This window comes from Streptomyces sp. N35 (assembly GCF_016464295.1).
Classification (GTDB): Bacteria; Actinomycetota; Actinomycetes; order Streptomycetales; family Streptomycetaceae; genus Streptomyces.
In genome coordinates, this window is record NZ_JAEIMH010000062.1 from 38,533 (window position 1) to 58,820 (window position 20,288).

At 71.2% G+C, this 20,288-nt stretch carries 17 protein-coding genes; 7 read left to right on the forward strand and 10 right to left on the reverse strand.

Annotated features, from left to right (window positions below):
• Positions 1-118: 118 nt before the first annotated feature.
• On the forward strand, positions 119-1,231 hold the full coding sequence (locus tag JAO81_RS29070) for an ADP-ribosylglycohydrolase family protein (RefSeq protein ID WP_307813821.1): 1,113 nt from the start codon (positions 119-121) through the stop codon (positions 1,229-1,231).
• Positions 1,232-1,336: 105 nt separating this feature from the next.
• Here the strand turns inward: JAO81_RS29070 and JAO81_RS29075 are convergent, their stop codons facing one another.
• The 3 genes from JAO81_RS29075 to JAO81_RS29085 form a co-directional block, all read right to left on the reverse strand.
• Positions 1,337-1,909 carry a hypothetical protein gene (locus tag JAO81_RS29075; RefSeq protein WP_199550931.1) on the reverse strand — a complete coding sequence of 191 codons (573 nt, stop codon included), beginning with the start codon at positions 1,907-1,909 and terminating at the stop codon, positions 1,337-1,339.
• A gap of 131 nt (positions 1,910-2,040) precedes the next feature.
• The gene (locus JAO81_RS29080; RefSeq protein ID WP_199550932.1) at positions 2,041-3,669 is read right to left on the reverse strand and encodes a sodium:solute symporter family protein; all 1,629 of its coding nucleotides are present in this window, start codon (positions 3,667-3,669) and stop codon (positions 2,041-2,043) included.
• 227 nt (positions 3,670-3,896) lie between these two features.
• On the reverse strand, positions 3,897-4,679 hold the full coding sequence (locus JAO81_RS29085) for an SDR family oxidoreductase (RefSeq protein ID WP_199550933.1): 783 nt from the start codon (positions 4,677-4,679) through the stop codon (positions 3,897-3,899).
• Positions 4,680-4,759: 80 nt separating this feature from the next.
• On the opposite strand from JAO81_RS29085, the gene JAO81_RS29090 reads away from it, so the two are divergent.
• Entirely contained in the window at positions 4,760-5,602 is an 843-nt protein-coding gene (locus JAO81_RS29090; protein ID WP_199550934.1) for a hypothetical protein, read from the forward strand.
• Positions 5,603-5,774: 172 nt separating this feature from the next.
• Here JAO81_RS29090 and JAO81_RS29095 read toward each other — a convergent pair whose 3' ends face one another.
• From JAO81_RS29095 to JAO81_RS29105, 3 genes are all read right to left on the reverse strand, one after another.
• Complete coding sequence (locus JAO81_RS29095; protein ID WP_165334870.1) at positions 5,775-5,984, reverse strand: DUF397 domain-containing protein; 210 nt, start codon at positions 5,982-5,984, stop codon at positions 5,775-5,777.
• A 275-nt stretch (positions 5,985-6,259) separates the two neighbouring features.
• Entirely contained in the window at positions 6,260-7,117 is an 858-nt protein-coding gene (locus tag JAO81_RS29100) for a helix-turn-helix transcriptional regulator (RefSeq protein ID WP_199550935.1), read from the reverse strand.
• A gap of 332 nt (positions 7,118-7,449) precedes the next feature.
• Positions 7,450-8,205, reverse strand: a complete 756-nt coding sequence (locus JAO81_RS29105; protein ID WP_199550936.1) for a GPP34 family phosphoprotein — start codon at positions 8,203-8,205, stop codon at positions 7,450-7,452.
• 261 nt (positions 8,206-8,466) lie between these two features.
• Between JAO81_RS29105 and JAO81_RS29110 the strand changes: the two genes are divergently transcribed.
• Entirely contained in the window at positions 8,467-11,052 is a 2,586-nt protein-coding gene (locus JAO81_RS29110; protein WP_199550937.1) for a D-alanyl-D-alanine carboxypeptidase, read from the forward strand.
• Between the two features lie 205 nt (positions 11,053-11,257).
• Positions 11,258-11,680, forward strand: coding sequence for a protein phosphatase (locus JAO81_RS29115; protein ID WP_199550938.1), 423 nt, complete (start codon positions 11,258-11,260; stop codon positions 11,678-11,680).
• A 98-nt stretch (positions 11,681-11,778) separates the two neighbouring features.
• Here the strand turns inward: JAO81_RS29115 and JAO81_RS29120 are convergent, their stop codons facing one another.
• Positions 11,779-13,425, reverse strand: a complete 1,647-nt coding sequence (locus tag JAO81_RS29120; RefSeq protein WP_199550939.1) for a TlrC/CarA/OleB/SrmB family ABC-F type ribosomal protection protein — start codon at positions 13,423-13,425, stop codon at positions 11,779-11,781.
• 462 nt (positions 13,426-13,887) lie between these two features.
• Here JAO81_RS29120 and JAO81_RS29125 point away from each other — a divergent pair, with 462 nt between their 5' ends.
• The gene (locus JAO81_RS29125) at positions 13,888-14,976 is read left to right on the forward strand and encodes a GNAT family N-acetyltransferase (RefSeq protein ID WP_199550940.1); all 1,089 of its coding nucleotides are present in this window, start codon (positions 13,888-13,890) and stop codon (positions 14,974-14,976) included.
• A gap of 125 nt (positions 14,977-15,101) precedes the next feature.
• Entirely contained in the window at positions 15,102-16,343 is a 1,242-nt protein-coding gene (locus tag JAO81_RS29130; RefSeq protein ID WP_199550941.1) for a DegT/DnrJ/EryC1/StrS family aminotransferase, read from the forward strand.
• 17 nt (positions 16,344-16,360) lie between these two features.
• Here the strand turns inward: JAO81_RS29130 and JAO81_RS43755 are convergent, their stop codons facing one another.
• Entirely contained in the window at positions 16,361-17,995 is a 1,635-nt protein-coding gene (locus tag JAO81_RS43755) for a tetratricopeptide repeat protein (RefSeq protein ID WP_199550942.1), read from the reverse strand.
• 72 nt (positions 17,996-18,067) lie between these two features.
• Positions 18,068-19,228, reverse strand: a complete 1,161-nt coding sequence (locus JAO81_RS29140; protein WP_199550943.1) for a BTAD domain-containing putative transcriptional regulator — start codon at positions 19,226-19,228, stop codon at positions 18,068-18,070.
• A 167-nt stretch (positions 19,229-19,395) separates the two neighbouring features.
• On the opposite strand from JAO81_RS29140, the gene JAO81_RS29145 reads away from it, so the two are divergent.
• Complete coding sequence (locus JAO81_RS29145; RefSeq protein ID WP_199550944.1) at positions 19,396-19,938, forward strand: hypothetical protein; 543 nt, start codon at positions 19,396-19,398, stop codon at positions 19,936-19,938.
• Here the strand turns inward: JAO81_RS29145 and JAO81_RS29150 are convergent.
• Positions 19,928-20,288: endonuclease/exonuclease/phosphatase family protein (locus tag JAO81_RS29150; protein WP_199550945.1), on the reverse strand; the 361-nt coding region annotated here is incomplete at its 5' end. The two genes, JAO81_RS29145 and JAO81_RS29150, sit on opposite strands and share 11 nt — an antisense overlap.

A 20,288-nucleotide genomic window follows, 5' to 3' on the forward strand; every position in this document is an offset into this window, starting at 1 on the left:
CTGGTGAACGCCGGTCGGAAGGGGGTTGAAGGGTGAGAATCCCCATCGGTCCGGGGCCTGATCCGAAACCGGCCGTTCGATTACAGTGCTGCGGACGGTGAGGGAGGGGAGAGCAGCGGTGAGTGCCGTGACTGCCGTGTGGGGGCGCGTCGAGCAGCAGGACTTCCGCAGCCGGGTGCGCGGCACGCTGCTCGGGGCCGCGCTCGGCGACGCCCTCGGAGCTCCCGTCTCCGCGCTCGCTCTCGACCAGGTGCGTACGGCGCATGGAGTGGACGGTCTGGCGGATCTGGCCTCCGCGTACGGCCGTCGTGGCGCCGTCACGTCCGCGACGCAGCTGACGCTGTTCACCGTCGACGGGCTGATACGGGCGCATGTACGGCGCGACACCGGCGCCTGGCATCCGCCGACCGATCTGCACCGCGCGTACCGACGCTGGGCGGTCACCCAGCACGAATGGGGCCCGGACGAGCGGCGCAAGGACGACGGCTGGCTCGCGCGCGAGGAGTGGCTGTACGCGCGCCGGGATCCGGACCGTGCGCTGCTCGTGGGATTCGGTGACGACCAGATCGGCACGCTCCAGGAGCCCAAGAACCCGACGGAGCGCGGCCCTTCGGCCGCCACGCGCTCCGCGCCGTTCGGGCTGCTCGTCGGGTGGGAGCCGCAACTGGTCCTGCAGCTGGCCGTCGAATGCGCGGCCCAGACGCACGGCCACCCCACCGCGTATCTGAGCGCAGGGGCGTGCGCCGTCCTGGTCCACACTCTCGCCCGGGGGGACTCCCTGGACGCCGCCGTCCAGCGCACCCTCGCGCTGCTGGCCGCCCGGCCCGGGCACCAGCCGGTCACGGACGCGCTGCAGCAGGCGCTCGGTGCGGTACGGCAGGGAATGCCCAGCGCCGGCCGGGTGGACGCCCTCGCGGCCGGCCGTACGGCGGAGGCCTCGCTCGGCGCGGCCGTCTACTGCTCTCTGGTCTGCGAGGACATCCGCCACGGCCTGCGCCTGGCCGTCAACCACGGCGGTGACTCGTCCGCGGTGGCCGCCCTGACCGGCGCCCTGCTCGGCTCGATGCACGGCGAGACGGCGCTGCCGCCTGCCTGGCTCACCGAACTCGAAGGCCGCGCCGCCCTGTTGGAGCTCTCCGACGACTTCGCGATGGAGATGACCCAGTCCGCGGCATTGCACGGACCGGGCATCTCCTCACCGGGCTGGCTGGCGCGCTACCCGCGCGGCTGAACTGCCCGCGCGGCTGAGCTGCCCGCGCGGCTGAGCTGCCCGCGAGGCTGAGCCACCCGCGAGGCCGGCAAGTTCCCAACCGGCGCGGCCGTACGGCAGGATCCGTCACATCCGCCCGACGAGCTCCGTGCACGGCGTCAGGTGGTAGTACCTGACGAACTCGACCGGGTCGCCCCAGTTCGGCATCAGCCGGTCGAGAGCGGCCCAGTCCTCGTCCTCGACGGCCCCCAGCGCCGCCGTCTTGTACTCCCAGAAGCGCTGCACTCCCTCCGAGGTGGCGCAGCCGTCCTTGAGGTCGCCCTTCCGGTCGAGGACGGCGTTGCGCACGGCCTCCCCGAAGGCCACGGGGTCGGCGCAGATCGCGGCTCGGTTCGACTCGTTGAGGTCGCCCCCGTTCTGCGGCCAGAGCCTGTTGCGGGTCTCCCGGTACGCGGAGATCCCGCCCCTCCAGTCGTACGGCTGCATCGACTGCCAGGAGTCGAGAGCCTTGAGCCGCTGCGCGTCGACGGGCTTGCTCGCGAGCTCCTCCGCGGGCGGGCAGAGGAGCTGCTCGAAGCGCCGGCTCAGGTCCTTCTCGTCGACGGGAGCTGCCTGCGCCGGTCCGGGCAGCGCCGTCAGGGCGAGCGCGGCCGAGCAGCCGGCGAGGAGAGTGCGCAGGGCGAGGGAGCGTCTGGACATGGGAGGGCCGCCTTCTTGCGTGGGGGAGTGGTTGCGGCTCCATGACTGTCACCGGACGGCCCGCGATGCAACGCAACGCGCCGCCCGCGGGAGATCCCCACGAGCGGCGCCCTGCGGACACGGCGACAGGACTAGCTCGGCGTCCCCGACCGGTCGGAAGAGGAAGAGGAGGAGGAAGAGGAGGAAGAAGAGGCCGCGGAGCCCGCGGAGGCCGGCGGCACCGTGGACTGGCCCGGGATCAGGACCGGGTCGGCGAGGAACTTCCGCTCCAGCTCCTCCCGTTCCGCATCGCTCGGGTCGTCGTCCAGGGAGTCCACGATCGCCTCGCGGTCCGGGGTGCCCTCCGGCTTGATCAGGCCGATCACCACGTACAGGACGAGCGAGGTGACCAGCGGGCTGGAGACGGTGATCGTCTGGCTGGCGTCCTCGACTCCCCAGTACAGCCACGCCCACACGGCCAGACCGCCCGCCCACGACACCAGCGCCGCCGTCGGTCCGGTGCGCTTGAACCAGGGCAGCAGACCCAGCATCAGCGGGATCGAGATCGGACCCATCGTGGCCGCGACGATCGAGACGACGACCGTCAGGATGAAGCCCTTCGGATCCGCGGTCAGGGCGATCGACATCGAGACGGTGACGAAGGCGACCGTGGTGATCCGGGCGAAGAGCAGCTGCTGGGCCTGGGTGAAGTAGCGGACCTTCTTCACGAGCACCGGCGCGAGGTCACGGGTGATGACCGCGGTGATGACGTTGGAGTCGGAGGCGACCATCGCCATCGTGTGGGAGAAGAACCCGGCGAGGACGAGACCGATGATGCCGGTGGGCAGCAGCTCCTTGGCGAGCGCGATGTACGCGCCCTCACCGCCTTCGAGACCGGGCACGATCAGCGGCGCGGCGATCATCGGGACGAAGAGGATGAACGGCCAGACCAGCCACAACGCGCTGGACAGCAGGGCCGACTTCTTGGCCCGCGAACCGCTGGGCGCGGCCATGTAGCGCTGGGCCAGGTTCCACATGCCGCCGTTGTACTCGAAGGTCTTGACGACGAGGAACGCCATGATCAGACCGGTGGTGATGGAGCCGTTGACCGGGTCGGAGTGGCCCTCGGGCAGATCGCCCCAGAAGGTGAACAGCGAGCTGAAGCCGCCGAGATGGGCGAGGACCGCGAAGAGCATCGCGAAGCCGGCGATCGCCTGGATGATGAACTGCCCGAAGTCGGTGAGGACATCGGCCCACAGTCCGCCGAAGGCCATGTAGAACATGGTGCAGACACCGGTGATCGCGATGCCCCAGCCGAGCGGGATGTCCGCGAAACCCTGGAGCAGTACGGCGATCGCGACCCACTTGGCGGCGATGTCGACGACCTTGAGCAGCGCTCCGGAGTACGCGAGGACCTGTTGCGTCGGCAGGTTGTAACGGACCGCGAGATAGGCGAGCGGGGAGTTCACGCCGTGCTTGGCGCGCAGCCGGTTCCAGCGGGGAGCGAAGAGGAACGCGCCGACGCCGACGCCGAGTCCGATGGTCAGCGGCCACCAGAAGTAGACGGTGACACCGTCGTTGTACGCGACGGCGGCGAAGGTCACGAACATGATCGCGCTGTAGCCGGACATGTGGTGCGAGATCCCGGACAGCCACCACGGGATGCGGCCACGGGCGGTGAAGAAGTCGGCGATGTTCTCGACGCGCTTCTTCGACCAGAGTCCGATGCCCACCATCACGAAGAAGTAGGCACCGAGTACGACCCAGTCGAGACTGTTCATGTGTCCCCCTCCAGGGGTCCGTCGGGTCAGTCGGTAGCCGCAGCCCGCTCATGGTGGGTTCGCGCAAGGGGCCCCGACAACTGGACGGAAGGTCAAGGGACAGTAAAATCGTTCCAGTTGAGGACTGTCGTTCACGTACGTGACCTTCTGGGTGAGGTCTCAGAACGCACGCAGGCGGTACGGGAGTCGGCTCCCGTACCGCCTACGAGCTGCGAAGATATGGGGTGCTAGCGCATGATCTCCCCTGCGTTCACCACGAGTTGCTGACCGGGGATCGCGCGAGCCCGGTCCGAGGCGAAGAACACGCATGCGTCCGCGACATCCCCGTCCGTCGCCAGATCGGGCAGCGCCATCCGCGACGTGAGCCGCTTCTTGACCTCGTCCTCGGGCGCGCCCTCCGTAACGGCGGTGAACTGCACCCACGCCTCGACGGGCGGCCCCCACATCCAGCCGGGGAGCACGGTGTTGACCCGGATCCGGTCCGGCCCGATCTCCCGGGCGAGCGAGTACATCGTCGAGGTCAGCGCGCCCTTGGAGGCCGCGTACGCCGCCTGCTTGACCTGGGTGGGCGAGGCGATCGACGACTGCGTGCCGACGATGACCACCGAGCCGCCGCGCTCCTTGAGCGCCGGCAGGCAGGCGCGCGTCATCCGCAGCGTGCCGAGCAGGTTCGTGTTGATGACGCCCGTCCAGGTCTCGAAGTCCGCGTCCTGGAGCCCGCCGAAGTAGCTGTCCCAGGCGGCCACATGGATCACGGCGTCGAGCCGTCCGAACTTCTCCACCGCGAGCGCGGCGAGCGCCTCGCACTGCCGCTCGTCGGTGATGTCCGTCGCCTTGTACGCGGTGTGCTTGCCGTCGGGGTCGATCTCGGCCGCCGACTTCGCGAGGTTGGCCTCGGTGCGCGCCCCGAGCACGGCATTGCCCCCGTCGCGCACCACGGCGGCGGCCACCTGCTGGCCGAGCCCGGCGCCGACCCCGGAGACGATCACGGTCTTTCCCTGGAGCAGCACGGGTGCCTCCACGAGTCTGGTGGATTTCCTGACGGCCCGTCAGAGTAGGGGCGTCCAGCGGAGGAAGGAAGGGGAACGTCATGGGTGAAGAGACCCGCAGCGAGACCTATGCGGAGCTGGCCTCGGTCGGCCCGTACGGAGTGCGTCCCGGGCATGCGCTGATCACGATGGTGGAGCCGCACCCGGGCCACGAGTACGCGTACAACCGCTGGTACGAGGACGACCACTACTACGCCGGCGCGATGGCGATGCCCTGGATGTACGCGGGCAAGCGCTGGGTGGCGACCCGCGAGCTGCAACTCCTGCGCTACCCGGAGAAGTCGGCGGTCGCCCAGCCCGTCACGGCCGGCTGCTACATCTCCACGTACTGGGTCACCGAAGGCCGTTACGACGACCACATGAAGTGGACCGTCGGCATCAATAAGCGCCTCAACCGGGACGGCCGGGTCTACCAGGACCGTACGCATGTCTTCACGGCGTTCCAGGACCACGAAGCGACCGTCTACCGGGACGGGGCGGCGGGACCGCGCGACTACCACGCGCTCGACCACCCGTACCAGGGGCTCGTCGTCGAGGTGATCGACGCCGAAGGGCCGGAGCAGCGGGCCGAGTTGCTCGAGTGGCTGCGCTCGAAGCATCTGCCGACGAAGCTGATGGACTCGCCCGCCGCGATGGTGGTCATCTTCCGGCCGACGCCGCTGCCCGGCGACAAGATGACGTATGTGAAGCAGGTCGAGGGGGTCGACACCCGGCTGACCCTGCTGTGGTTCCTCGGTACGGATCCCCGTGAGCGCTGGGAGGGTCACTTCGCCCGGCGCGACGAGGAGGTCGCCGCATCGGGTCTCGGGCGGGTGGAGTTGGTGGCCCCGTTCATCCCGACGGTGCCGGGGACGGACACCTACGTGGATCAGCTGCGGGACTGAAGTCCGCGTGCACCGGCCGCGTGACCGGGTCCGGGGCCAGGTCGGGGTCCGGGTCCGGGTTCGGGTCCGGGGCCGGGTCCGGGAAAAGCCGAGCCCCCTCGGCTAGGACGGCGGGCCAGTCGAGAGGGCTCTTCGGTGGTGCGTGTGCAGTTGTTGTTCCTCACGCCCGTGCTCAACCGAGGTCGAAGGCCCCTCGGCTGACCTGGCCGACGAACGCCGTCCAGGTGTCGGGCCCGAACGCGATGGCGGGCCCTTCGGTGACCTTGGAGTCACGCACCGCGACTTCGCGCAGGGCGGGGGACCTGACCTCGACGCACGCGCCGTTTCCGGTGGAATACGAAGACTTGGTCCACGCATTAGTAGCGCCTTGCTGGATTGCCATTTTCGCTCCGCTTTGCTGTTGATGAGTGCAGTGTCACCGTCCCAGGCCCCTGGGGCCGGTGACGGTCGGTGCCGGGACCAAGTCCTCGACGTGATCGACGCTACTCGCCAACATCGGTATATGACGCGGCCATTCACTCGACCGGATGGCATATTCCATTCGACTCTTCACGGCCGACGTGGCGAGGGTGTACCTTGCCGTCGCCTTCCCGCGGTGGCCGATTTCATGCGCTCCGGGACCCTTGTGCGCCAAGGGACGTACGGTGTCCGGCGTGCCTAGCGGGCGTACTCCTTGGCGATCTCTGTGATGAATTGCCGGGTCTGCTCCACATTCAGGGCCTGCGCCCGGAGATGTTCGTACATCACGCTGTATTTGTGGACGTCATTTGCCTTCTCCAGGTAAAGATCACTGGTGACGCCCTCGATGTAGACCACGCTGGAATCGGCCGTGTCCGGGAATTCCAGAATCGCGTACTGACCGTTCACGCCGGGGTGTGCGCCCATGTCGAAAGGGATCACCTGCACGGTGACATGCGGCAGATGGGACATTTCCACGAGATGTTCCAGCTGCTCGATCATGAGCTGCTTGTTGCCGACGACCCGCCTCAGGGCCGCCTCGTCGAGCACGGTCCACAGCCGCAACGGGTTCTCCATGGCCTGGATCCGCTCCTGGCGGCGCACGCGCACCTGGACGCGCTTGTCGATATCGCCCTGCGGGGTCTCCGGCAGCGCCCCGGTGATCAGCGCCTCCGCATAGCCGCGGGTCTGCAGCAGACCGGGCACCACCTGGGGGTCGTACACCCTGAGCGAGGCGGCGTCCGTCTCGAGCCCGATGTAGACGGAGTACGGGATGTCGCCGAACGCATGCCACCAGCCCTGCTGGCGGCTGTCCTTGGCCATCTGCATCAGCGAGTCGACGATCCGGTGGTCCTCCACCTCGTAGACCCCGCACAGGTCACGGACGTCGCGCTGGGAGATGGAACGGCGGCCGTTCTCGAGCCGCGAGATCTTCGACTGCGAGACGAGCAGACGCTCGGCGACCTCCTCGGCCGTCATGCCCTTGAGCTCGCGCAGCCGGCGCAGCTCCTGGCCCAAGCGGCGTCGCCTGACTGTGGGATTGACGTTGGACGCCACGGAATGTGCCACCTCTCCGGCAAGCGGTCTGTTCGAACGGATACCCGCTCCGATCGTGCGTATATCCGCTCCGTATCTGCTTGTTCAGCAGATTGCCACCAACAGGGCGTCCCGCGCTGGGAAATGGACCATCTCAAAGGCCCCGGACCCCGCCGCAACCAGGCCAAACACGACCGCGCGGGGTGGTGGCCGACGGATCTCGGCCACCACCCCGCGCGATCGACTGCGGCTCCCGAACCGGGTCTTGGGGACATCGGTGCGGCGGTGGTGCGGGTGGTGCTGACGGCATTGCCCGTGACACGTGGCGCCGGTGACGCGTGGTGCGGAGGGAACTAGTGCGCCACGACGCGCGCCATGGAACCGCGGCGCGGCTGTGACGGCATACGTCCTCCGTCCGTGGTGGACCTGACCTGTGGCTGCTGCTGTTGTGGCCGGCCCGGTGCCGGAGAGCGGCGAGGTTGCGCCGCCACCCCGTTCTGGACGTCCATCACGGCGTGTGCCACGAGGCCGCCCATCGGGTCATGCCTGATCAGGTCGCGGAGCCGGGAGCGCGATGAACGCCCCTCGTTCCCCGGATACAGGTGCTTGCCGAGTCCGACCGCGTGGGCCAGTGCGGCAAGCGCCGCGGTCCGCGGGTCCGGCGGTACGCCGGTGCGGATCGCCGAATCCAGTCGGGCCCTGATCTCCCGGCTGATCGCCGTCTCGGTCGCTTGGTAGCGCGTCGTCGGCAGCACCCCGCACATCTGTCCCGCCACGGCATGCACCATGCCGCACCGTTCGAGATGCGAGAGATACGTCTGGCGCAGCCCCAGTCGGGGCCCGCCGATCCAGTGGACCGCACGGACCGGAGCGCCACGCCTTCGCAGCAACTCCAGTGCGCAATCCAGTGTCGGATCTCCGGTCGGCCGTGGGGACACCACGGCGATACGATCCCCGTCTGGGGCTATCCGTCCGGCCAGCGCCAGCTCTACTAGCTGTGCTCCGGCGAGACCTAGGTCGAGCGACTGCGGCTGCGCTGTGGTACCCGTGGCCGGGTCCAGAGCGAGCAGCAGAAGCTCCTCCGGAATAGTTCTGCGGCTCCTGCCCATCCATGCCTCCCCGCGTGGATGAATGACAGGGTGACCCCTCTCACATTCATCTGTCGAGAGCGCGTGGGGGCTTTGTACGGGAACCAGTAGGTATGTCGTTCTCGTCTAGCCAGGGGGCCAACCCCGCAGACAGGACACTGGTACATGGTTCGGACACCGGGGTCCGGACGGCGGGGTGCCCTGACGGGCATGCGAAGCGGTGAGTGGCACGGACCCATCAGGCTGTACGGGTCGTTCAGGTCGGAGCTAAGGGAGACATCGGTGGCGGGCGAGACCCCGGACAGGGCGCAGCAGCGGAATTCTTCGGACGTGAACGGTTCGGCCGCGTCGGGGGAACGTGCGGTGGATCCGCGCCTTGCCGTGTCCCGGGAGAGCGAACCTCGAACCGACCAGGCGACCGCGGTGTTCTCCACGGCGGGGCTGGGGCTGGGGCTGGGGGCTGCTGGGTCGGAGCGGGAGCCGGAGCCGGAGCCGGAGCCTGAGGCCGAGGCTCGGGCCGAGAGCGAGCCGGAGCGTGCGCCTGAGGTCGAGCCCGAGGCCGGTACGGCCGCGGAGGCCGAGGATGGTCAGGGCGCGCCGGGTGACGCCGAGGGTGGCGAGACCGGCGACGAGGCCGGCGGTGGCGCGGAGGACGCGCGACTGCGGGCTGCTGTGGCGGCTTGGGTGGCCGGGGACTCCGGGGAGCCCGGGGAGTCTGCGGAGTCCTCGGAGTCCTCGGGAGAGGGCGACGCGGCGGAGGGTGCTGAGGTCGCCGAGGTCGAGGTCGAGGTCGAGGACGGTGACGTAACCGGGGCTGAGCGGGACGAGGCCGACGGGGCCGACGAGGCTGAGCCGGAAGCCGAGACCCAGGCCCAGGCCCAGGCTGAGCCTGAGCCGGAAGCCGCCGCCGACACTGATGCCGAGCCCGAAGCTGCGAACGAGCCCGAGCCCGAGCCCGAGTCCGAGCCGGAAGGTTCCGACGCCGACGCCGACGACAAGCGCGAGGCCGACGCCGAGGACTCGGGTGCGGACGCCGAGGACTCGGGTGCGGGCGCCGGACCGCCCCTCGACCAGGCGGCCGCCGTGGTCAAGGCCCTGCCGCCGGCGGGGGGCCTGCCGACGGGGGTGGTCCGGACCGTACGGCCGGACGCCAAGAGCGACGCACCCGCCGACGCGAAGCCCGCCGACGCGAAGCCCGCCGACGCGAAGCCCGCCGACGCGAAGCCCGAGCCCGCCGACGCCAAGACGGACGCCAAGCCCGACGCCAAGCCCGACGCCAAGCCCGACGCCGAGGCGGACGCGGAGCCCGGCAAGGACGTCCGGCCCGAGGCCCCCGCCGAGCGCACCAGCAAGTTCATCGCGCTGAAGCCGCTCGACGCGCCCGCCCGGGGGCACGAGCGCCCCGCCGCGCCCAAGGCCGACCCGACCCGCGCGCCGGACCCCGGGGCCGCCCCGGCGCCCGCCGCCTCCGAGCCCGCCGCCGCGAGCGCGCCCTCCGCGGTGAACGCCGGTCCCGAGCGGACCGCGCAGCAGCCGCTGCCGCCCAAGGCGCCGCTCGATCTGCTCGCCGAGCTGACCAACCGTCCGCCGCCGCCGGAGACCCCGATGCGCACGGTCGGGCGACGGATCAAGATCTGGACCCCGCTGGTCCTTCTGCTCGCGGTCGTCTTTGCGGTCGCACAGGCCGTACGTCCGCTGCCCACCCCTAAGTTGAGCCTCACCGCGCAGGAGACGGTCACGTTCGAGGGTGACAAGCCGCAGATCCCGTGGCCGGACCAGGGCCAGGCCGCTCTCGATGTCGAGGGCATCGGCTCCTTCGGTACGTACGGGAAGCAGAAGCCGGTGCCGATCGCGTCGATCGCCAAGGTCATGACGGCGTACGTGGTTCTGAAGGAGCACCCGATCAAGGGTGACGGCAAGGGCGTGACCATCCCCGTCGACAAGAAGGCCGAGGAGCACTGGGTCTCCGGGCAGGCCGAGAAGGAGTCCGTGGTCGACGTCAAGGAGGGCGAGAAGCTCTCCGAGTACGAGGCCATCCAGTCCTTGATGTTGCCGTCCGCGAACAACGTCGCAAAGTTGCTCGCGCGCTGGGACTCCGGCGGTGACGAGAAGGCGTTCGTGCAGAAGATGAACGACACCGCCAAGAAACTCGGCATGAAGAACACCACGTTCACCGACGCCTCCGGTCTCGACAAGACGACCGTGTCGACCGCCGAGGACCTGGTGAAGCTGGGCCGGGCCGCGATGGAGATCCCGGTGTTCAAGGAGATCGTCAGGCAGCCGTCGTACAAGCCGGCCAACGGTCGCGGAGACACGAGCAACGGCCGTGACGGCACGACTTGGTACAACTTCAACAGCCTGGTCCCGACGGTCGCCGTCGGCATCAAGACGGGTACCACCACCGCGGCCGGCGGCAATCTGCTCTTCTCCTCGAAGAAGACGGTCGACGGCAAGGAGCAGATCGTGATCGGCGCGGCACTCGCGCAGTTCGCCAAGCACACGGGGGCGAACATCGACGAGGTGAACGCCAACAGCCGCAAGCTGATGGAGGCCGCCGAGGCCGCGCTGACCTCGAAGACGATCGTCAAGAAGGGCGACGTCGTCGGACAGGTGGACGACGGCTTCGGCGGCACGACCCCGGTCGTGGCGACCAAGGATGTCAAGGCGGTCGGCTGGTCCGGGCTCACGGTCGAGCTCGACCTCGTCGAGGACCAGGGCAAGAAGATCCCGAACGCGGCGAAGGCCGGCACCCAGGTGGGCGTCCTCACGGTCGGCGACGGCAAGGGCGAGGCGGTGAGCGTACCGGTAGCGCTCCAGTCCGACCTGAAGGAACCGAGCTTCGGCGCAAAGCTGACGCGCCTCTTCTGAGGCACCCCGAGAGGGGGACCATTCGTGCTGAGCGACCCGGGCAATTCGGGCGCGCTGCGGGACAAATGGTCCCCCTCTCACTCAACGGACGGGTACGCCACGTCGCAGGCCTCGTCGTCCGGGCCGGCTCTGTGCGCACCGTCACCGCCGGGCCCTGCCGTCCGGCCCAGGGACAAGGTCAAGAGGCAGCCTCTAGCGTGGCGTCATGGAATCTTGGGAGCCCGGTACGCCCGGGGTGCTGACCTTGCCTTCGGGGCGACTGATCCGCGGCCGGGGGCTGCGCCATCCGATGCCCGACGGGCTCGAGCCCACGTACGGCCTCTATCTGCTCGGCAAGCCGGGGCCCCAAGTCGCCTGGGCGCACGACTGGTTGAAGTGGCCGGACTTCTGGCTGCCCGCCACGGACGCGCCCGCGAAGCTGCGTACGGCGTGGGAGCGCGCGGACGGTGAACGCGTCGAGCTCGCGTGCGGTGGCGGCCGGGGACGGACCGGCACCGCGCTCGCCTGCATCGCCGTGCTCGACGGCGTCCCGGCGCACGAGGCCGTGGCCTTCGTACGCCGGAACTATGACCGCCGGGCCGTGGAGACGCCCTGGCAGAAGCGGTACGTCCAGCGGTTCGGCGGGTGAGTGCCGTGGCGCGCACTGCCGTTCACCGGCTGAGTGCCGCGCCCGGCCGCGCACTGCCGTTCACCGGCTGAGCGCCGCGCCCGGCCGCGCACTGCCGTTCACCGGTTGAGCGCCGGGCTGCCGTCCGCGAGTTCCAGGCGGCGGCCCACGAACCGGTCCCGCATCCGCCGGTCGTGCGTGACCACGATCAGCGCGCCCTCGTAGGAGTCCAGGGCCTCCTCCAGCTCCTCGACGAGAGCGGGGGAGAGGTGGTTGGTCGGTTCGTCGAGCAGCAGCAGGTCGACCTCCTCGGTGATCAGGCGGGCCAGTTCGATACGGCGCCGCTGGCCGTACGAGAGTTCGCCGACGCGCAGCCGCAGATCGGACGGCTTGAACAGGCCCAGGGACAGGAACAGTTCACGGTGCTCGTCGACCGTTCCGCTGCGGCCGTACGCGAACGCCCGAAGGAGCGGCATCCCGGCGGGCCACGGGGTCTCCTGCTGGCGCAGATGACCGACCCGGCCGGGCACGCGGACGGTGCCGGACGACGGTGCGAGCTCAGTCGCCAGGACGGCCAGCAGGGTGGACTTGCCCGCCCCGTTCGGCCCCGTGATCAGCAGCCGCTCGGCCGGCCCCAGACGCAGATACGGCAGGTCGAGACGGTCCGGTACGCGGATAGCGGTCAGCTCGGCCGCCGCCTCGGCCGGCGGGCCGCCCGCACGCGTGATGTCGGCAGTCAACCGCAGCCGGTCCGGCGGCAGTTGGGCCGGAGCCGCCGACAGCCGTGCCACCCGCTCCTTGGCGTTGCGGATCCGTACCATCGCGCCGTGCCCGCGTCCCCGCGCCCGGAACCCGCCGTGTCCGAAGACCGCGAGCGGGACCTTGCGCGGGATGGCGTCCAGGCGCGCGACGTTGGACTCGGCGAGCTTCCGGTTGCGGGCGAGTTCGTCGCGCCAGTGCTCGTACTCCTGGATACGGCGGCGGCGTTCGGCGGCCTTCGCCGTGACGTAGCCGCGGTAGCCGTCCCCGTAGCGGGTCACGTTCGCCTCATCGACCTCCAGGATCGTGCTGGTCAGGTTCTCCAGGAACACCCGGTCGTGGGTGACCGCGACGACCGTGCCGCGCCGGCGGCGCAGATGGTCTTCCAGCCAGGTGAGGGCGCGGTCGTCGAGGTCGTTGGTGGGTTCGTCGAGCAGCAGCAGCTCCGGTTCGGCGGCCAGGGTCGCGCCGAGTGCGAGCCGGGAGCGTTCACCGCCGGACAGGGTGCCGAGGGGGCGCTCGCGTGCGAGTCCCGGCAGGCCGAGGCCGTGCAGGGCGAGGTCGACGCGGGCGTCCGCCTGGTATCCGTCGCGCGCCTCGAAGCGGGTGAGGATCTCGGCGTACGAGTGGAGTGCGGTGTCGAGTTCCGGCCCCTGGAGACCTTCGAGGGCCTCCTCGGCGGTCCTCAACTCCCTTTCCATGGCCCGGATGTCGGCGAGCGCCATGTCGACGGCGTCCCGCACGGTGGCCTCGGGCGGCAGGTCCAGGCTCTGTGCCAGATAGCCGGCACCGCCGGGAGCGGTGACGGTCAGCTCGCCCGTGGTGGGGGCGAGTTCGCCGGCGAGCAGCTTGAGCAGGGTCGACTTCCCGGACCCGTTGTCACCGATGATGCCGACCTTCTCGCCGGGCTTGACGGTGAACGTGACCTTGTCGAGGACGGGCCGGGTGCCGGTCTCGTAGCGGTGGGTGACGTCGTGGACGGAGAGCTGGGCTGTTGGCGCACGCATGCGCGGGCCCCCTTCGGGATCGGACCGCGAGGGGATGACCTCTGCTCGCGGCGGGTGGGATGACGGCACGGCACGCCGGCCGCGGAGCGAGGCTCTACGCGGCGGCGTCGGCGGTGATCACAGGGAACCCATGCGTATGAAGGTACGGGACGGTTTCCGATTTGACAAGACGGTTCGTCTCGTCTCGTTCAAGGGCTTGTTTGGTTCGCCCAAGGCTTGATCGGGTGGCCCGCCCACCCTGACCCCTCGCGCCCGCTCCACCCCCTCGCACCCGCCCTACCTGTCGCTTTCGCCCGGCGTTGCCCATTCATGAGCAAACCATTGCGTTGAAGAGCCTTGACAGGCTGCATGCGGTTTCGCGACGTTTGAGCCCGGCAGGGGCCGGGGGAACTGGGGGGCGGCCGCCGCTGCTCAGCATGTCCATGGGCCCGCCCCCGGTCTCACCCGTGGAGGGCGGACCGCGTGGACATATCGATCCACAGACCGCAGGAGCTGAACGACGAGCTCCGCAAGGCCTGGCACCAGGCGATGGACGAGTCGCCGCTCTACGCGAACCCCTTCCTGGCACCGGAGTTCGCCGCCGGTGTCGGCCGCCACCGACCCTCCGCCCGGGTCGCGGTGCTGCGCCAGAAGAACGAGGCCGTCGGCTTCCTGCCGTACGAACGCGGCGCTCTGGGGGTCGGCCGGGCCATCGGGCTCGGGCTCTCCGACAGCCAGGCCCTCGTCCACCGGCCCGGCATCACCTGGAACACCCGGCAGCTGCTGCGCGCCTGCGGGCTCGCCGTCTTCGAGTTCGACCATCTCGTCGCCGGACAGCAGCCGTTCGCCCCCTTCGTCACCGGCACCTTCGCCTCGCCCGTCGTCGACCTCGAGGCCGGCGACGGCACGTATGCCGAGTGGCTGCGCGCCACCTACCCAGGCCTCGCCAAGACCACCCTGAAGAAGGAGCGGCGGCTCGCGCGCGACCACGGTGAGCTGCGCTTCGTGTACGACGAGCGCGATCCGGCCATGCTGCGGCAGCTGATGGACTGGAAGTCGGCGCAGTACCGCAGGACGGGCCGGATGGACCGTTTCGCCAAACCCTGGATCGTGGCCCTCGTCGAGGACCTCTTCGCGGTGCGCGAGGAGCACTTCACGGGTGTCATGTCCGTCCTCTACGCGGGGGAGCGGCCGGTCGCGGTGCACTTCGGGCCGACGTCGCGCACTGTGTTCGCGGCCTGGTTCACGACGTACGACCCCGAACTGCACTACTACTCACCGGGCTTGATGATGCATCTGCGGATGGCCGAGTCGGCGGGCCGCCAGGGGGTGCGGCTCATGGACTTCGGGCGCGGCGACAAGACGTACAAGGACTGGCTGAAGACCCGCGAACTGCGCGTCGCCGAAGGCTTCGCGACCCGCCCCCACCCCGTCGCCGCCGCTCTTCGGACGTGGCGCCGCCCGGTCCGCGGCCTGCGCAACACGGTCAACGCCCACCCCCGGCTGCGCGAGCCGGCGGACCGCCTCCTGAAAGCGGCGGGCTCGCTCAGGACGGGCCGCGGCGCAAGCTGAGCCCTCTGCCCCTCTGCCCCTCTGCCCCTCTGCTCCGCTGGCCCTCTGCCCTCGCCGGCCCTCTGCCCCCGAGCGCGGCTGCACGACCCCGTATACGCAGCAGGTTGTACGGAAGGAAGTGGCCCATGCCGTACGGAGCGAGACTCGCCGCCGCGATGACGCGGCGTATCGGGCGGGAGTGCCTGTTCACGCCCTCGGCCCGGCTCGCGCTCTATCTGGCGCTGCGCCGCTGGTGCCGGCCGGGCGCCCGGGTGCTGATGTCGCCGGTGAACGACGACGTGATCCTGTTCGTGGTGCTCGCGGCCGGACTGCGTCCCGTGCAGGCGCCGGTTTCGGCGGCGGACGGGAACATCGACCCCGACGCCGTGCCGGAGTCGCTCTGGCGGAGCGTGGACGCGGTCCTGACGACGAATCTGTACGGGATGCCGGACCGCGTCCGTGAACTGCGGGGACGGTGCGAGGAGTTGGGGATCCCGCTCTTCGAGGACGCCGCGCATGCCATCGGCACCCATGTCGAGGGCCAGGCGGTCGGCACCTTCGGTACGGCGGGCGCGTTCAGCCTCGGCAAGCACGTGGCGGGCAAGGCGGGCGGTTTCCTCGCGGTCGGCGACGTGCGCACCCGGCGTGAACTGGAGCGGCTGCGGGACGACTTGCTGCTGCCCGCGCGACTGCGCGCGGACGTGGCGACGGCGCTGCTCCCGCTGGCCCGCTCGGCCGTGCGCACCCTGCACCTGGTGCGTCCGGTCTGGCGGGCGGCCCAACGCCTCGGCCTCCTGGAGCGCGAGGGCTACCGGATGCCGCTCGAGGCCCCCCGCCTTGCCGTGTCCGGGACCCGGGCGCCGAACCTGCCCGCGTACGACTCCTGGTTACGCGTCGATCTGCACAGCTGGCGACAGCGCCACGGGCCGCTGGTGCGCGGCCAGTTGGCGCTGCGGCTCGCCGCCCTGGACGGGAACCTGGCCCGGCGCCGCGCGGGCGTCACCGAGCTGACCGGCACCACCTGGGCCTCCCCGGCGCTGCGCGAACGCCTCGCCCACGACGGTCCGGTCGCGCTGTTCCGGGCCCCGCTCCTGGTTCGCGACCGCGACGTCCTGGTCGACCGGCTGGTCGGCCACGGCCTCGTGGTGGGCTATCTCTACGACCCGCCCCTGGACGACTACGCGGGCATGGAGTTCACCGACCCGTCCCCGTCGCCCGCGGCCGCGCGCTGGTTCGCGGCCCACGTCCTGCCGGCGGACCCGCTGCAGTCGGCCCGCATCATCCGAGCCCTGCACCGAGAGGGCGCCCAACCGTCCCGCTTCACCCCACCCCCGTCGGACGGCCACCCGCACACTCTGGGGGTGTCACCGGACGAGCGGGCTTCGTAGGGGAGGGGGCGGTCCTCTCACCCCCGCGCCCGCACCACCCCGTCGTACTGCCGCCGGGCTTCGGCGATGCGGCCCGTGGCCATGAACGCACCGCCGAGACGGGTGCGGATGTCCATCTCGAGCCAGGCGTAACTCGGTTCGGTCAGCGGGGAGAGCAACTGCAGTTGGCGCAAGGCCTGTCGGTGCAGCGGGATTGCCGCTTCGGGGTCGCCCTGTCCGTGCACCGCCGTGCCGAGCCGGGTCAGGCTCCGGGCGCCCAGGAACACCTCGCCGCCCTGTTCCGCCAGACGCACCGCCTCCGTCAGGAGCCGGGCGGCCTCGGCGTACCGGCCCTGGCGCAGGTGGATGTCGGCGCTGGAGCTGAGGATGCGGCCGAGCATGCGCGGGCGGCCGTCGGCCTCGGCGTGGCGGCGGGCCTCGGCGAAGCTGGTGAGCGCCGCCTCGCCGCGCCCTTCGAACTGGTGCGAGAGGCCCTGGATCAGCAGCGCCATCGAACCGAGCCAGTGGTCCTGCCGGACCCGGCACAGCGCCGCCGCCTCGGTGACATGGACGAGCGCCCGTGCGCCCCCGCCGACGCTCAGCGCGGTGGCGCCGAGGCCGGTCCGCGCGCGGGCCTCCTCGCCGGGGAAGCCCGGCCGGCGGGCGCGAGCGAGCGCCTCCGTGCACAGCGCCCGGGCCTCGGTGTAGCGGCGCTGGTGGATGGCGGTGTAGCCGAGGCAGGCGCGCAGGGCGAGCGGCATCCGCGGGTCGCCGGACCGGTCGGCGTGGGGGAGCGCCAGCTCGAGCGCGGTCTGGCTCTCGTGGTAGCGCCCTTGCCGTACGAAGTAGTCGGTGTACGCCTCCGCGATCCAGCACGCCAGGCCGTACTCCCCGAACGCGACGGCATGTCCGACGACATCGGGCAGGTCACCGCCGAAGGAGTCCAGCCAGCTCTCGGCCTCGCGCCAGTCGTCGAAGCGGCCATCGAAAGGGGCGTGCCCGGGGTCCTCGTCTTCATGCGAAGGCCCGCTGGGAAACCCGGCCGCCCCCCAGTCGCTCGCCGTCCGCGCGGCCGCAAGATGCAGCCGCAGCGCCCGCGTCCGCACCCCGGCGGCCTCGTCCGGCGCCGTCCGGGCGACCCGGCGCGCATGCACCCGTACGAGATCATGCAGCCGGTAGCGGCCGGGGCGCGGCTGCTGCACGAGGCTCGCGTCGACCAGACTCTCCAGGAGATCTTCGCTGTCGTAAGGGGGCGAGCCGAGCATCACCGCGGCCGTGCGCACATCGAACTCCACCGTCGGAGCGAGCCCCAACGCCCGGAAACCGCGCCGCTGTTCCGCTCCGAGCTGGTCGTAGGAGAGCCGGAATGCCGCCTCCACACTGCGGTCCCCGACGCTCAGCTCCCCGAGCAGCCGCTCGTCCCCGGCCATCCGCCCGACCAGGTACTCCACGCTCCACGCGGTGCGGTTCTGCAGCCGTGAGCCGGCGATCCGCAGCGCGAGCGGCAGCCCGTCGCAGAGCCGGGCGAGCCGCTCGGCCGCCGCGGGCTCCTCGGCGGCCCGCTCCGCGCCGATGAGGTGCGTGAGCAGCGAGACGGCCTGCATACGGTCGAGGGGCTCCAGTTCGACCCGCCGCTCGGCGTCGAGCTCCGCGAGCCGGCGGCGCCCGGCCACCAGGACCCCGCTGGCGGCGCCCGCCGGGGGCAGGGGGCGTACCCGTTCGGCGTCCGGCGCGTCCTGGCGCGGTCAACTCCCCCCAATCCCACTCGTCGCGGCGCGCCATGCCGCGGTCAACTCCTCCAGATCACTGGGGAGTTCGCCCTTCGCGGCGCCGAGCGATCTGAGCAGCCGCTGCAGCGCCTGCTCGGGGGTCTGGCGCCGCTGGGTGCTGTGTCCGCGCAGATCCACGAACAGGCAGCCGTCGGGGTAGCGGCCGCTCAGTTCCCGCGCGGCCCGCACGACCAGGGCGCTGTTGCCGACACCCGCCGGGCCGTGGACGGTTGTCACCGAGACGCCGCCGGGGGCGGACGGGGCGGTGAGCGCGGTGAGTTCGGTGTCACGGCCGATGAGGTGGCCGCCGTCGCCGGGGAGGGTGTTGACGGGGGGAGCCTTGACGGAGGCAGGGGGAGCCTTGGCGGAGGCGGGCGTCTCCCGCGCTCCGCTTTGCCGCAGCACAGCCTCATGGGCCCGCCGCAGCTCGGTGCCGGGATCGACGCCGAGCTCGTCCCGCAGCCGTCTGCGTATCTCCTCGAACGCCTTCAGTGCCTCGGCCCGCCGGCCGGCGCCGTGCAGGGCGCGGACGCGCAGGGCGGCGAGCGGCTCGTCGCAGGGGTCGGCGGCGAGCCCGGTGAGCTGATCGAGGACCTCGGCGAACTTCCCTGCCCCCAGGAGGCATTCGAGCCGCTGCACGCGTATCGCCTGGATCCTCAGCCGCAGCCGGGTGCGCTCGGTCTCGGCGAACGGACCCGGAAGGCCGGCGAGCGGGTCGCCGTGGACGAGGGTCAGCGCGCGGTCGAGGCGGGCGAGGGCGTCGGCAGGGCTCGCGGTGTCACGGGCTTCGCGGGCTTCGCGGGCGTGAAGCTCCAACTCGTCGCTGTCCAGGATCAGTTGCCGCTCCGCCAGCCGGTAGCCGCCCGCCTCGCCCCGTATCAGCGACTCCCCGGGCCGGGTCCCGGGCGGATCGAGCCCCTTGCGCAGCCCGTACACATAACTGGGCAGCACCTTCACACCGGTCGGCGGCGGCCGCTCGCCCCACACACCGTCCAGGAGCTGCTCACGGCTGACGACCCGGCCCGCCCGCAGCGCCAGCGCCACGAAGACGGCCTGCTGCCGCGCGGGCCCCAGACTCACGGGCACGGCGCCGCGACCGGCCCGCACGGGTCCGAGCACCGCAAGACGCAGACCCACGAGCCACCCCCGTCCCGTCGCGCGTCATGCGAGCCGCACCGGGCGGGCCGCATCATCAGAATTTCATCGGCATTGCAACGCCTTCCGCGACGGTTTGCAAGCGCGGCGGCCGCACCGGGGGAAACGGGCGCCGCGCCCCGGCCCCTCCAGGGGGAGGGCGGAGCCAGTTGGCGCTCACCGGCGGCACCTCTTTGACGGACCCCCTGTCCGAACGCGGCCTCTTCCTCACCCAGGACGCCGGCGACGCGACCGGCGCCCTCTACGTCTGCGTACGGGACGGACTGCCGGGCGGCTACCCGATCGGCTACGCCCTGCCGTCCCGTACGGGCACGTGGTTCGCGTACGCGCGCTCGCGCCCCGGCCGCATCTTCGCGTGCGACCAGGTGGACGCGGGACTGTGGAGCCTGGAGTCGGCCCTGCGCGCGGTGCTCTCCCACGCCCGCTACGGCGACGTCCTCTACGCCCTGGAACAGGCCACGGGCACGGACGTCACATACGTGGTGAAGGTGCCACGCTCCTGGGCCGCCCGCCTGGCGGACCTGCCCGGCATCACGGCCACCGGCCGCACCCTCCACCTCACGTCCCCGGCCGTCGCCCTCCTGCGCGGCCGGCCCGAACGGGACGGCTGCTACGCGGACTCGGCGGGCCGGCTGTGGCTGGAGGGGACGGCGTACGAGCTGCGACGCGAGGGGCGGGACCTCACCAGCTGATCCAGGCCCCCACCGGCAGATGGTCGCTGCCCGTCTCCGGCAGGACCCAGGAGCTCCGCGCCGCCACGCCCTTGAGCAGGATCTGGTCGATCCGTGCCATCGGGAACGAGGCAGGCCAGCTGAGGCCGAGGCCGTCGCCCGCCTCGGTCTGGGCCGAGTCGAGCCGGGAGGTGAGGCCCGCGAGCGCGCGGTCGTCCGTGGTGCCGTTCATGTCGCCGAGCACCACGACCCGTTCGCTCCTCTCGGCCGCGACGGCCTCGGCGAGCTTGGCCGCACCGGCGTCGCGCGAGGCGGTCCAGAAGCCGCCCCGGGGCATCACCCGGACCGCGCCCAGGTGCGCCACGTACACC